Origin of the sequence: Cyclobacterium salsum, from assembly GCF_010119245.1 — a bacterium.
In the GTDB taxonomy this organism is placed as follows: Bacteria; Bacteroidota; Bacteroidia; order Cytophagales; family Cyclobacteriaceae; genus Cyclobacterium; species Cyclobacterium salsum.
Genome location: NZ_WNKG01000008.1, coordinates 67,026 through 81,087, shown reverse-complemented (window position 1 = coordinate 81,087; position 14,062 = coordinate 67,026). Strand labels below are relative to the sequence as shown.

Annotated in this window: 11 protein-coding genes; 4 read left to right on the top strand and 7 right to left on the bottom strand. The window is 43.6% G+C overall.

Features of this window, described 5'->3' with window-relative positions:
• Positions 1-420: 420 nt before the first annotated feature.
• From GJS45_RS15225 to GJS45_RS15200, 6 genes are all read right to left on the bottom strand, one after another.
• Positions 421-1,686 (bottom strand): enolase C-terminal domain-like protein, encoded by a 1,266-nt coding sequence (locus tag GJS45_RS15225; RefSeq protein WP_162342725.1) that lies wholly within the window; start codon positions 1,684-1,686, stop codon positions 421-423.
• An 84-nt stretch (positions 1,687-1,770) separates the two neighbouring features.
• Positions 1,771-2,838 carry a Gfo/Idh/MocA family protein gene (locus GJS45_RS15220; RefSeq protein ID WP_162342724.1) on the bottom strand — a complete coding sequence of 356 codons (1,068 nt, stop codon included), beginning with the start codon at positions 2,836-2,838 and terminating at the stop codon, positions 1,771-1,773.
• A gap of 48 nt (positions 2,839-2,886) precedes the next feature.
• Positions 2,887-4,485 (bottom strand): sodium:solute symporter family transporter, encoded by a 1,599-nt coding sequence (locus tag GJS45_RS15215; RefSeq protein ID WP_162342723.1) that lies wholly within the window; start codon positions 4,483-4,485, stop codon positions 2,887-2,889.
• 792 nt (positions 4,486-5,277) lie between these two features.
• Complete coding sequence (locus tag GJS45_RS15210; RefSeq protein WP_162342722.1) at positions 5,278-6,195, bottom strand: endonuclease/exonuclease/phosphatase family protein; 918 nt, start codon at positions 6,193-6,195, stop codon at positions 5,278-5,280.
• 200 nt (positions 6,196-6,395) lie between these two features.
• Entirely contained in the window at positions 6,396-7,673 is a 1,278-nt protein-coding gene (locus GJS45_RS15205; RefSeq protein WP_162342721.1) for a hypothetical protein, read from the bottom strand.
• Between the two features lie 334 nt (positions 7,674-8,007).
• Positions 8,008-9,138 carry a dienelactone hydrolase family protein gene (locus tag GJS45_RS15200; protein WP_162342720.1) on the bottom strand — a complete coding sequence of 377 codons (1,131 nt, stop codon included), beginning with the start codon at positions 9,136-9,138 and terminating at the stop codon, positions 8,008-8,010.
• A 480-nt stretch (positions 9,139-9,618) separates the two neighbouring features.
• On the opposite strand from GJS45_RS15200, the gene GJS45_RS15195 reads away from it, so the two are divergent.
• The 4 genes from GJS45_RS15195 (at position 9,619) to GJS45_RS15180 (ending at position 13,470) form a co-directional block, all read left to right on the top strand.
• Positions 9,619-10,029: a HEPN domain-containing protein gene (locus GJS45_RS15195; RefSeq protein ID WP_162342719.1), complete on the top strand. Its 411-nt coding sequence runs from the start codon at positions 9,619-9,621 to the stop codon at positions 10,027-10,029.
• Complete coding sequence (locus GJS45_RS15190) at positions 10,008-10,394, top strand: hypothetical protein (protein WP_162342718.1); 387 nt, start codon at positions 10,008-10,010, stop codon at positions 10,392-10,394. Before GJS45_RS15195 ends, GJS45_RS15190 begins: the two co-directional genes overlap by 22 nt.
• Positions 10,395-10,799: 405 nt before the next feature.
• Positions 10,800-12,044: a polysaccharide deacetylase family protein gene (locus tag GJS45_RS15185; RefSeq protein WP_162342717.1), complete on the top strand. Its 1,245-nt coding sequence runs from the start codon at positions 10,800-10,802 to the stop codon at positions 12,042-12,044.
• A gap of 268 nt (positions 12,045-12,312) precedes the next feature.
• On the top strand, positions 12,313-13,470 hold the full coding sequence (locus GJS45_RS15180; protein WP_162342716.1) for a DUF4221 family protein: 1,158 nt from the start codon (positions 12,313-12,315) through the stop codon (positions 13,468-13,470).
• Positions 13,471-13,599: 129 nt separating this feature from the next.
• Here GJS45_RS15180 and GJS45_RS23825 read toward each other — a convergent pair whose 3' ends face one another.
• A complete protein-coding gene (locus tag GJS45_RS23825; protein WP_235954790.1) occupies positions 13,600-13,995 on the bottom strand; it encodes a hypothetical protein in 396 nt (131 codons plus the stop codon).
• Between the last annotated feature and the right edge of the window lie 67 nt (positions 13,996-14,062).

The following is a 14,062-nucleotide window of genomic DNA, read 5'->3' as shown; positions in this document are numbered from 1 at the left end:
AGGAATTTTCACCCTGCAACCATCCGGATTTCCCATCGGATTCTTATGAGGTGTTTGGGTTTTTTACTGCCATCGCTTAAAATTTATGTGTGATTCGATTGTATTTATAGGCTATTCAACACGTTGATCCTGGATTCTCCAGATTACTTTCCTTGGAATTTAATTTTTCAAAGAGGGGGTCCGGTTACCTGAGACGTTACTTTTTTTCATTTTACGTGGGTCACACCTGGCCCTGGATTTATAGATGAATGCTCACCCAAATAATTGATAGAGGATGCCCTAAAAAACACATAAACAGGCAATTGGAATTTACATAACTTAGGGCATCTGCCCCAATATTAGGAATATTAGGTCAAACGACCTAATGATTAATAAAATATAAATCACAAAATTTTGCGTATATGACTATTATTGGAAAAATCAATGGGAGAGGACCGTTTTTTCCTGTACAAAATCCTTGAAATCGGAACTTAAACCCGGTTCCTGAGGTGTTGTATACTTTCCTCCCACCACCTGAGCAGGAAATTTAAAATAGTCCTTTAAATGAGGAATGTATTCCAGCAAAATTGCCGGATGGCCAAGCGAAATATGATTAAAAAGCACCAGGTGCTGGTGAATCTGTCCCATATCCCCTACATGAGGCACTACCGGAATGGAATATTTCCTCGACAGTAGGCTGATCAGGAGAAATTCAGATACTCCGCCCACTCTAACGGCATCCACCTGATTAAAAGACATGCAGCCAGACTGTATAAAATTTTTGAACATTATTTTGTTGGGTACATGTTCTCCCAGGGCGATTGGAATCGGAACCTCCTTTGAAAGAGTAATATGGGCCTGAATATCATCGGGATGAGTAGGCTCTTCTATCCAGTAGGGATCAATTCCCATTAGCTTTTTACAGGTAGAAATGGCTTTTGGAAGGTTCCATTGCTGATTGGCATCCAGCATAATGGTCGCTTTTGCCCCTGCCGCCTTGCGAACCAGTTCTGCCCGGCGAATATCCCTGTCCTCCTCTATGGAGCCGACTTTCAATTTTATGGCTGTAAAGCCCTGATCAATCGATTTTTTAATATTGGTAGTTAACTGTTCATCGGAATAATTGAACCAGCCGATGGAAGTGTCATACCCCGGATAGCCGGTTTTAAGGATGCCCATCCGGCTACTTTTTCCAGCCACTTGTTTTTTCATTAGTTGAATGGCTTCCTCCTTTGACAGGATGTCTTCGTAATAGGAGAAATCCAGCGTATTGGCCAGTTCCTCCGGAGAAAGTTCTATCAGCAATTGCCAAAGGGGCTGGCACCTGGATTTAGCCCAAAGGTCAAAACAGGCATTTACCACCGAGGCCAATGCCAGGTGAATCACTCCCTTGTGTGGCCCCAGCCACCGGAGGTTGGGGTCGTCGGCCATCTTTTTGTACGTGGCTCCAAAATCAGCCATGAGCTCATTTAGTTCCCTACCTTCTACATGCCGTACCAAATAATCGATGGCGCTACATACCAGCTTGTTTCCGGCACCCAGGGTCAACGCCAGCCCGACTCCCTCCAGCTTGATATCGGTTTGTAATTTGCAAACAGCATAGGCATAAATGGGCGTAGAATGAACCGCATCCGAGCCGGCACCATTTTCCAAAGCAAACTGGACATCCTGCGATCTTCCGGTTTTAATATATATTGATTTCTTCATTCATTTTGCATGTTAAGGTTGCTGCAAGGTTTTGCTTCCTTAGCTAATAGCCCTGCAGCGAGTATATTCTTTTCAATTTCAATGTTATTCGAAAGTCAATCCATCCTGCGCATTTGATTCATACAGTTTTTCGACCAAACGCATGGTTTGGAAGGCATCTTCCACCGCAGTGGGAAGCGCTTCCGAAGGGGTTTTGAAGTGCTGCTGCAAGGTTGCCATGGGGCCAATAAATGCATCTGGAAACCAATCTCCGGTCAATAGAAGCTCCTGCCAGCCCTTTTCTTTGGCTTTTTTGCTGTAATATTCAAATGTCGAAGGCCTGCCTTTTGGATAATCGAAGGAAACCCCGATTTGTATCTTAATTGCACCCTGGGTTCCTTCTATCTTAAGGTAAGATTCCTGGTGTTTCGGTCCGTAATCGTGGCCATGATTGGTAAGGATACGAGCTTGTTTAAAGTGATCATAGTCCAGAACGATGGTGCTTCTGGTAGCCGCCAAGGAGCTATTATTCGGGTGTTTTATCGTATTGGCATATACCTGAGCAGGATTACCCAAAAAGTCCCTGACCGTATCCACGTAATGGATGCTATGATATAAAATTTCCAACCTTGGTTTGTTTTTCAGGAATTCCCATAATTCCCAGGGGGTATACACACACACTTTAAACTCCATGTCAAACACTTCCCCGATCAGCCCCTGACGAATCACATCTTTAGCCGCTAACATAAATGGGGCATGCCTAAGTTGAAAATTGACTGCCGCCACCAGCGACTTTTTTCGGCAGAGCTCCCTTATTTTGCTGGCCTCTTTCAGGTTCTCCCCCATGGGTTTCTGTATCAACACCGCCGATCCATCGGGTAATCGCCCTAAAATTTCAAGGATTTGGTCGGCGGGAAGAGCCAGATCGAATACAGCTCCAACTTCCCGGGCCTTTCGGATTAGCAAATCCAGGGAATCAAATGCACCCTGCACCATACCAACCGATTCCGCCAGGGATTCAGCTTTGCCAGGAGATACATCATAGATACCAGCGACCGGGAATTTTGCCATGGCGTAGGCAGGGAGATGGGCATCGCGCACAATGCCGCCTGCTCCTATGATGACAATCGGAAGCGGGTTCTCAGGAATTACCGGGCGTTGGTTAAATTGCATTTCTTCGTATAAAATTATTTTTTTCAGCTACAGGATTTATTTTCTTATTTAATAGAAAGTCCAGTACAAGACCAACATGGTGAGTATTAAACCGACACTCAGCCAATTAACAAGGGTGGAAGGACTGCGAACTTTTAAGTAAAACCCAGGGAAAATGACCTGGTCTTTTTTATCAAAATAGGAAATAGCGGCATAGAGCAAGGAAGAGAAAATGAAGAACAGATAGGTTTGCTTTAGCCAGTTGATACCCAGCCCCTCAGGACTGGATATGTAATTTGAAATTCCTCCGATGGGCAGGTACTTTTCCACAATAAATACCGAAGCAGCGAACAAACTGCCGATCAAAAGCGTGTAGAACGCCGCATTTGCCGTTCCTCTGGAAGATAGTATTCCCAACAGGAAAACGGCTACGATCGACGGAGCAAGTATGGAAAACATTTGGTTGATCAATTCAAATATAGTTCCCAAATTCCCCAGGAAAGGGGACCAAATCACAGCAGAAAGTAAGACCACCACGCCCGTCACCCTTCCGATAAAGATTTTTCTCCTATCAGGTAGGTTGGGTTTTAGTTTATTGAATACGTCATAAACAATCAGCGTGGAGCAACTATTGATAGCCGCAGCCACACTGCTCATAACTGCAGCCAGGAGTGCCGCCACCATGAGCCCTTTCAGTCCGATCGGCATTAATTGGGTTATCATTACCGGCAGGACACTTTTGGTGTCATTTCCTATTTCTTGCCGAAACAAAGCAAAGGCTAAAATCCCCGGAATAACCATGATGAATACGGGTAGGATTTTTAGGAATCCGGCAAATAAAGCGCCTAGCTTGGCCTGCTTTTCCGAACGGGCACCCAAGACGCGCTGCACAATGGTCTGATCCGTGCACCAATACCAGAGGCCCAAAATCAGGTGTCCAAACAGCATGTCGGTAAAAGAAAACCCCGTTTTGGCCGTATCAAAACTTACAATTTTCAAGCGATCCGGGTCCACGGCTACTTTAAGTTCCTCATAGGACGTAATGCCGATTTCCGGCAGGCGGTAGATGGCCAATAGGGTAATGGTAAATGAACCGGCAATCAAAATGACTGTCTGAACCGCTTCCGTAATCACAACGGAAGTCAAGCCCCCAACAATCGTATATACCCCCGTCGCCAGGGCTATGATGACAATTGAAACCGGAATACTGATTCCGAATACATTTTCAAATACGACGGCTCCGGCATATAAACTTACCCCAATGTGCATAAAGAGTGCCGCAAGGATGCTGAATATGGCCAACACCACCCGGGATCGGGAATCATAGCGTTTTTCCAGAAACTGGGGTAGGGTAGTGATTTTGGTACGCAGGTAAAAGGGAATGAATACAAAGGCAAGGATGAGGAGTTCAATTCCGGAGAACCACTCAAAATTTCCCCAAAGAATGCCATCCGTAAACCCGGATTCGGCCAGACCTACCAGGTGTACGGTAGAAATATTGGAGGCAAAGAGGGAGGCGCCGATTACTGCCCATGACAATGATTTGCCCGCTAAAAAATAGCCCTCGCTCGTTTGTTTCTTTTTCCGAACGGAAAAAAGCCCGATACCGACGATGCCTAGCAGGTAGCCTACGATTACCAAAAGATCTACTAATTCCATTGAATTCATAGCATACAGTTTGTTCCACGGAGCAACCTATACCTGAGTAGAAAGCTGGTGGATGAATTTATCTTCCGAGCTCCCGATCTGGTAAATAGGCCATATCTTTCAAAAGGCCATTCGGATGCATACCTGCATATTTTTTTAAAACTAATCCGGCCAAAAATATACAATCTAGGGCAAAAGACCTAAATATATTTTTATATTCTCCTGCAGGGAGAAGCCTGAAGAAGCAGGTTTGGTGGGACAAACGAGTATGGGTAAAATGGATTTTGGGGGTAGTTTGGATGCGTACATGACACAATCGACCTTCCCGATAAGCAAGAAGAGATTACGGAATTAGTAAAAAAAAACTAAAATATCGTTAGGGAAAATATCCATTGAGTTAGGTATTCACTTTTCAACGGTAAGGTGGCACATCAATGTGCTAAAGGAAAAAGGGGTGTTGGAGAGAGTAGGGGGAGATCGTAGTATGGAATAGTTCTGTCAAACATAATCAACTACAAGGGTAAATTTATTGATTTTTTACGCTCATCGGGAAAAAGGAGGAAAATTTTACACTCATTTCTGCAATGAAATTTTGGCTTCCCATCCAGATGACATGAATGAATATCATATCCCAATCCATCACCCGCTTCTCGTGATGAATGTTTGATCTTTTTGGACTTCTGCTCTGACAAGCTCACAAAGGCTCAGATAGTGCCAGCTATTTGTGGTCCTCCCCGCTGCGGATAGTCGGGGTATGCTACTTTTTCAGTAATCCTTCAATATTCCAATTTTATCCAAAAATTTCTTTCAGGATTATTCGTCCCAGGCAAAGGATGCAACGACCGGATAGTGATCGGACAGCCTGTCCGGTGTTCCGGTGTTGATTACCTGGGCATCGGTACAGCGAAATTCGAAAAAGGGGCTGACCAGGATGTAATCAATGCGCTGCCGGTAGCCGGCCCGTTCTTCGGGGGAAAAATCCTGCGTGATCAAGGGCGTAGGGAAGGAGGATTTCCGCTTTTCTTCCGTATGGATTTGGACCACGTCGATCAGGGGAAGGGATAAAAACCGGGACATGACGCTGTAGTCAAAGCTGCCGTTACGTAGTGTCTGGAAGGCTTCCGCGCCCTTTTCTGCGAATCGTAGGCTATCCCCTTCCTGATTGCGGTGAAGGGTTTCCGGATGGGCAAGATCAAATCCGGCGTCAAAGGGGGAATGGGCGTTGTAATCACCGATAACCATGTATTTGTCCTGCTGGTTTTTGACCAGTACATTTTCGATATAGGTTGAAACAATCTCTGCTTCCGATCGCCGGAATTGCCAATCCTGGGGGCTGAGGTGCACCACCAGAAAGTCGATGTCGCGGGTTTTGGCGTGCAGCATCCCGTGCCAGAATCCTCCCAGCAGGCGGCTTTTGAGTTCCAGTGGTGTCTTTGAAGTAATGCCTATCGGATACCCGTCTTCCTTTAAAAGCAGGGAATAGGGGTGTCCCCATTCAAGAGCCATCTGCTCAAGTTTCTCCGGGGTAAAGGCATTGAGCTCCTGAAAGCCGATGACGTCCGCATCCTGTTCTTTCAACCATTGAACCATGGCCTTTTCCCGTTCCAGGTCTTTCCCCCAGTCAAATCCATTCCAGATATTGTAGGTGATGACTTTGAGGGATTGATTTTGGGCGGATGCGTTTCCCTGAAGAAAAACGAGCGTTGCCAGGATAAGAAAAAGCCGGTTCATTCGATGGAGATTTGGTTGGTTAAATATAGCAAGTTTTCAGCGGAAGCTCCTAACGGAGCGTGTTTCAACCATTGTCTGCAAAAAGCTGACCCTTTATTTGGTTTTGAGGGTGATTAAAATGAATTGTCCCGTTTTTACCGAATTGAAATAGGCTCCTGCATTGTTCCTTGCGTTTGTCTAGCCTTAAATTGCAAAAAAAATCAAAGTCTGGTGTTCACGACACTGTTATACATGGATCCAAAGCTATAGGCGACTCCAAATGTTACCGAGACTCCATAGTTGGTAGCCAGCTGACGCTGCTGCAACAAAATGTCTTCTACTGATATATCTCCAGCAGGCAGGGATAACTGGTCCCGCACGATGTCAAATTCAGACCTTAAGTTGACCGACAACCCTTTATAGATTCTCCAGGAAAGGTCACTTTCAAAAGAAAGCCGGTTTTTGCTCATATCATGTAAGAACTGAGATCCTTCAAGCTCTACCCTTAACGAACCCCATGGTTGTCGGATTCTCACTCCAAATTCCAGTGCATGATTGGGAAGGGTTTCTGCAAGTTTTCCAAATACGGTTTCTTCCATATAACTTCGCTTGTCAAATCCTGCGCTGTAGGCAAGGGTAACTTCCTTTCGAAGCGCTTCTTCATAAGGATAAAAACTGTATTCAATAGCGGGCCTTACTGAGATTCCGAAGTCAATATTTCCATAAGTCGAAGAAATCATGGTGTTGAACAAACCTACCGACCAATGGGAATTGATACTTTTTACCGCGCGCCCATAAAATCCATTCCGGTGAAGGATACTCTGGAATTCTTCCTCGTTTCTAATGAAATTTATTCGATTATAATTGAAATAGGGACGAAGGCGAATTCGCCAATTTTCGGTAATATGATCCGCAGAAAAACCGTATCTCAGGTCAAGAGCACTTTTACTTGTTTCTTTTTCAAAGTTGATGCCTCCATAAATCTCAAAAATCCAGTTGTTCCAGTTATCCTTTTCAGGTGCCTGCTGAAATTCCACGTCAGAAATAGAAACAACAAGCTTCTCAGCTATGGAAGTGTGGGCCACATAAGGTACTAGACCTAATTTTATAATGGAATTCAGTCCTTTTCTTTCTTCATCTCTGGTAGAAGTTTGGAGAGAGTTGTATGTCAATTTGTTGTTGATTCCTTCAAATTCACCTTTTCCTATAAATGAAAGAGAGAAAGCACGTCCACCGCTGCCGGTACCTTGAGAATTTATAAAAAGATGTACTTGTCCTAAGGTCGGATCTCTAACGTATTTGACAAAATCAATCTGCTGTCGGATAAAGTTGTCGTCGCAGCCTCGGCAATCCAAAAACACTGAAATAAAATCCTGACTCCGTATTTCCAGGGTTTTTATACCTGATGAATCATTTTCTGAAGCATCTATAATGGTCTGGGAAGCAAGTGTGCCACTAAAGATCAAAAAAACGGTTGCGATTACTAATGTTTTATTCATAAGGGAATTGGTACTTGGGAAATTAATCAAACTTCTAAGCTGGTGATAATTTGTCTACTAGAGGGGGCGAAAGGGTATTTTTAAAAAGCGGATTACTCTCTCTGGAATTTTTAGTCTATTGGGTGTATAAAAGGGTTAAGTCGATTTTATAGTTCAACTAAAAACTGTTTTTAAAAAGGTTTAATGAAATTAGTCCAAATTTTAAATAGAAAACCCATTCTCAAAGGCTTTTTCTTCGGAATTCATTGTCTTAAAAAAAATCCCTGCTATTAACCTGGTAGCAGTGTGTAAATGGAAAAGCGGCCGATGTAGTCAGAAAGGACGATTTAATCAGCTATTTTTCGTTAATGGTTCCAGTTAGCCAGTGAGTCATAAACCTTACCCCTTCCTCCACTATCGCCTCATGACCGCCCTCGTGTAAAACCAATGCTATTTTTTCGGGGATTTTTAGGAGTTGGTAGTGAAGCGCTGCGTCTTCATACTCCTCGACTACCTGTGGCCAATGCGCTATATTGTCTTGCTTTCCGTGTTGTATCATCAAAGGCCGGGGAGCGATCAGGGAAACAAGGTCGTCATCGGAAAACTCCGTCAACCAGCCGTTGAAAAAGGCATGCTCTTCCCGGGGTGAAAAACTCGAATAGCGCTCATCCGGCACCGCCATCTTATTTCTTCGTTGATTGAACCAGGCCGAAATCACACCCACTTTGATCCGGGACTCCAGGGGCATCCAGAATAGGGTAGCCATCCCGCCCAGAGAGACGCCCCACATCCCGACGCGCGCTTCGTCTAGGCGCGGGTCCGCAAGTACAGCATCCAATAAATGCTGCACCCGAACCAATTCTATTCCTGGCAAACTGGTGCCCGCGAGGCGAGCGTAACGTTCCACATTATTTCGTCGCTCTACCGAGCGTAGATTCATCGGCAACAGTACCGCAAACCCGGCATCGAGCAGTCCTTTGGCGTATTCGTTGTAGGCCCCGGCGGTAAAAGGTGTTTCCGGAGTGCTCCCAATGCCGTGTTGCACAATGATCAGCGGTACCGGCCGCTGTTCGCTTGCCCCTTCCGGAAAGGCGAGTACCGCTTCCGCTGTCAGCATGCCCAGGGGAAGGGTGAGCCATTCGGCTTGTACTTGTCCCAGGGGGTAGGGTTTGGTTTCGAGCGGTCCGGTCTTGAAGAGTACCGGAGGGCTCAGCACTTCTTCCCATCGCCTGCGGTTGGGACTGACGCTTCGTTCAAGGGCCGCAGAGCTGCTGTAATCCCGGTTCCACTGCTTGGCCGCACGGGCTTTGTATTCTTCTACTAGAAAATGGCGCAGGTAATTTTCGAGTTGCTGTTGGTAGGCATCCGTACGGGCGGATTCCCGTTCAGGAGAGATCAGGTATTTGTTTTGGCCCACCGCATTCAAGGCAGCTGTCAGTAAAACAAAAATTAGGATAAAATGGGGCTTGCAATAAATCTTTGACATAATAACCTATTAGTTTGAGTTGTCTAATATACCAAAAAATTTAAAATAGGTTACCCCGGCGGTATTTGCCCGATAAGTCCTGCAAGTCAGGTAAAAGATCCGGAGCCAGGTCGGGTATTTATCTTCGCAGAGTGAAATTCATCCATTCTTTTCGAAGAATAATAGCTATTTGCCGAAGCAAGCCTCTTGCCATCTCCATCTGCCGAATGGCATACTTAGCAATCCCTCGGCCAAAAGCAGACTTCTGGCAACGCTGTAGGAAACGCTTAAGGTTTCTATACCAATTTGATTTCAAACCCTAAACCCATCTTTGGTGTAATGGTATTTTTCCAGTATATTGACATCGGAATTAGTGGGTAAATAAAGTCTAAAATTAATTAGTTTTAGGGAAATTTGGGAAAGCAAAGAAGAGAATTCCCAAGAGGTTAACGCGTCCATAATTTTGGCCCGTTGACGCTGATTTTAAAAAAATTAGTATTAATGAATAGAAATAGCCTTCAAGAATTGTCTCGATTAAGGATAAGGGAAGGAAAAATCCTGTTGGATAATCAATTCTATGATGGAGCTTATTATTTATGCGGATATAGCGTGGAATGTGCGTTAAAGGCATGTATTGCTAAAAAAACAAAACAATATGATTTCCCTGATAAAAAGGTTGTTATTGAAAGTCATACCCATGAAATAATTAAGCTTGTAAAAATTGCGGGATTGGAAATAGATCTGAGGAATAGATTAATTGATCCCAATTTTCAATTAAATTGGACCCTCGTAAAAGATTGGTCCGAAATTAGCCGGTATAGAAGAAATTCAGAATTGGAAGCTTTGGATTTATATTCAGCTATTACAACCAAAAAACATGGAATAATGACATGGATAAAAAAACATTGGTAAATATCGATATTGAGGAGGGAAAGAAGGTACTTGAGGCCTTGGACGATTCAAATCTGAGCATATCCAGTGCTTTTTGGTTTTTTTTAGATGATATAGAAGAATGGAGATTGTTTTTTGTGGCTCCCGATTTTGATTTAGTAGGGCCGAAAAAATTATATTCCAAAGTTCAAAAAATTTTACAGGATCATAAGAATGAAATTAATATACCATTAGAGGCCATTTCGCTAATTAGTCCAAAAGACCAATTAATTGGAATTTTGAAAATGGCAATAACCACAGGTCCAGGTATTTCAGGTATAAGGTTTAGTGGAAATGATATCAACGGAGTATTGATTAAAGATGCCTACATTTACCGGGTAAATTAAATATACAAGATTTAGCTACTGATCCCCGTAAGCTTTACGCATTTCTAATTCCATCCCATTTCTTTTTACTTTTTATTTATAACTAAATTCGTTTAGATTTACAGCGCATTCTTTTCCAGCTTAGCGGATCATCTATCAAAACTCAATTTAAAAACTTCCGGAAATTACAAGTTTGACTTGTTACTAATCCGCATTCGTTAGGCGATTAAAGGTGAATATAAATAGCCTGTAAAACTGTTTTTCGGGTCATTAAATTTGGTTATTCGGTTTATTAGTTCAAAATTCATTGTATGAAATTGAACCTTTCTGACTTCTGTCAGGCATGGAGGGGAGACAAGAGAGATCATAGCACACTTGAATGCCGACAGAACGGCATATGGCCATTAAAAACCCAAATATAATCATATGAAATTAATACGTTCAGAAAATTTGCTGATAATCAGCTTTTGGATAATCGGAATAGCTAGCGCAGCAGCTCAAAATCCGGAATTTCCCTGGCCGGAGGGTAAAAAAATGGCCATTAGTTTAAGTTTTGATGATGCGCGGGCCAGTAATCCCAGTCCAGGGGCCGCCTTATTGGATGAGTATGGGGTAAAGGCTACTTTTTATGTGGTTCCTGCTAGCATGGAGCGGGATATTCCGGGCTGGAAAGAGGTGGTTGCCTCGGGACATGAAATCGGGAATCATTCGCTTTATCATCCCTGCAGTGGCAATTTTGTCTGGTCCCGAAATAAGGCACTTGAAGATTACACCCTGGAACGTATGCGAAAGGAATTGATGGCAGCAAACGAGGAAGTTGAGCGGCTATTGGGCGTAAGACCGGAAGTTTTTGCCTACCCTTGCGGACTTACGTACGTTGGTAAAGGAGAACGTACCCAAAGTTATGTGCCCCTGATCTCAGAACTGTTCCTTTCGGGAAGGGGCTGGAGGGACGAAGCCCCGGTGGATCCCTATTATGTAGATATGGCCCAACTTACCGGTATGGAGATGGACAACAAGTCTTTTGAAGAAATTTTGCCCTTGATAGAAGCAGCGGCTGAAAATCGCCAATGGTTGGTGTTGGCCGGGCATGAGACCAATACGGAGGGCAATCAAACCACGTACCTCAGCATGCTAAGAAAGCTTTGTACCTATGCCAATGATCCGGTAAACGGTATCTGGATCGCCCCGGTGGGAACTGTTGCCAAATACGTTCAGGAAAAGCGGACCGCCATGAAGGATAATTTAAATATTCCCGGAATTTCACAGCCTTCAGCAAATGGAACCGTCTACCTTACAGCGGAAAAGGGCAAAGGCATAGGACCGGATATCCAATACATGCCCGAGTGGAATGCCTTTGGTTGGTTTACGGCAAAGGACCGGGTGGAATGGGACCTGGATCTCCCTAAGAAAGGTACCTATGAAGTCTGGATGGAGTGGTCTGTGTCCGATGAAGAAGCCGGGAAACCTTTCCTGCTTACCTCGGGCGATCAACGCATTGAAGGCATCGTAAAACCCTCCGGTTCTTGGGAGACCTTTCAAAAAACGAAGATAGGAGAGCTAGTATTGGAAGCGGATTTTAACCGGGTCATCGTGGCTTCCGGCGAGCAATTTGAAGAGGGAGCATTGATGGATTTAAAAGCCCTGAGGCTGGTGCCGGTTGGAAAATGATCAGAATATACCCATGATGCCAATCAACAAATGAGCAGGGAGTATTTAACCCGCAGGATGATCCGGGGAAAGTTTGCTCCTGTTTTATTTCTATTTACCGGCATCTTGAATAAATGCTAAAAAGGCCATAAAAAGGTTAGCCATACTTCTACAATAACCTCTTTAGGTCTAATAATCAGCATGTGTAATAGTGTCTGAATATCAAATTGTTGAATCGGTTTTTATCGTTAAATTTGTTTATTTGGTATTTTAGTTCAAAATTAGGCTTATGAAAAGTCTTCTTATTCTATTTTTAATAACACTTTCATTTTATTCCTGTAATCAGTCCTCATCCGGAACGGGAAAAGTGGAGGGATTGGAGGTTTCCATTGATACGGTCTTGATCGATACAGGAGAGGATTTTATCAACCTGCGTTCCGGGATTTATTTTTCGGGTCTCAGCAATGATGGCAAGTACCTTTTTAATTCTGGCGGGACAAGTCCCTACCTGGAAAGGATAAATCTGGAAACCTTGAAGTTTGAAGAAAAGATGGATTTTGACGAGGATGGGCCCAATGCATTTGGTGATTATGTGTATGGGGTAAGTTCTGATGTCAACAATAATTTAATCCTGACGAGTCATTTTTCCACAAGTATTTTCAACATTGAAAAGAAAAAACTGAAAGAGTATCTTTTAATAGGACGAAATTTTGAAGGGGATCAATTAGTAAAAGGCGAACAATTCACCTCGAAAATTATTCCTACCAAGGATTATAATATCATTTTTGGCTTGGTGGAGAATCATGATACCGGAGAAATATTTTTCGTTATCCTAAACGAGGAAACGGATGTTTTAAGAAAAGTAAAGCTAAATGGATTTGAGAAGGCAAAAGATTTTACGGTAAGATACCAGCAAGGAAGAGGAGCAACAGTCTCTCCCCAAAACACAGAAATTGTTCGATTGGGAAATAAACTCGTCATCACCAATCCCGTGTTTAGCAAAATCGCCGTATATGATTTAATCGAGGAAAACTTGAAATATTACCCCTGCCTACCAACCCTAACGGCGCCAGAAAAAGTAGGTGCCTATACCAGGGAGGTCAATTCAAGGGAAGAATTTAACTTTCGAAAAATAGAGATCGGGAAAGAGGTCACCTTTTTGCCCTTGATGAGCGATTCGACCAATAACCAGTATGTTAGAATTTCAATCTTAGGTCTACCGAAGATGAATGACAAAGGCCTGCCGGAAATGAATGACCACAACGTATTTATTAGTATTCTTAATGATGCTTTTGAAGTGATCAAAGAGGCAGCGGTAGCAGAGGGTATTGGTAAACTTTTTTCGACGCCCATTCCCCAAAAACCATTTTTTAAGGATGGAAAGGTGTGGCTCTATTTAAATGTCCATGATGAATTGGCATTTGTACGGTTGGACCTGAATGGATAGGTGTCTTTTACCCCATCCTTCATTTTAATAGTTATATAAAAAGATAGGGTCATTTTAAACTGTCGTGGCGGAAAAAGCAGAAGACAACCTATGGCCGCAACGTATGCGACCACAAAGTGCCTGTTTCCCCTAAATAGGGTCTGAAAAACTCAAAAACCACAAAGCCAGCCCAGAAAGCTCTCTGGGCTGGCTTTGTGGTTTCAGGTTTTCCAGAATATGGATTATTATGTTCTTGATGGTGTATTTCAGCTCCCTCCACGCTGAAAAACTCAGGCACGGGAGCGCCATCCCGGCCAATTTGACCAGGTTGAGTACTAGGATGATGGAGGCGATCCATGATTGGCTGGTGTTTTTGAGCCTTGCCCTGATCCGGTTCATACCGTATCCGTTTTTAGTAAGTCCAAACTTGCCCGCTATCGGATTCCTTTCTCCGGGTCCTACGTGGTTTTCCACTGCCCTTGCCGAGGGCTTTCCCAGGGGCTTGGCCGCCAGTTTGAGGTTGTTTGTTATAGGAACTGTACCCATGAAAGTACTGAAGATACATGTTTTCAGTAATCTGGGCGACGGTTTCCCGATCATCCAGATTGAGCAT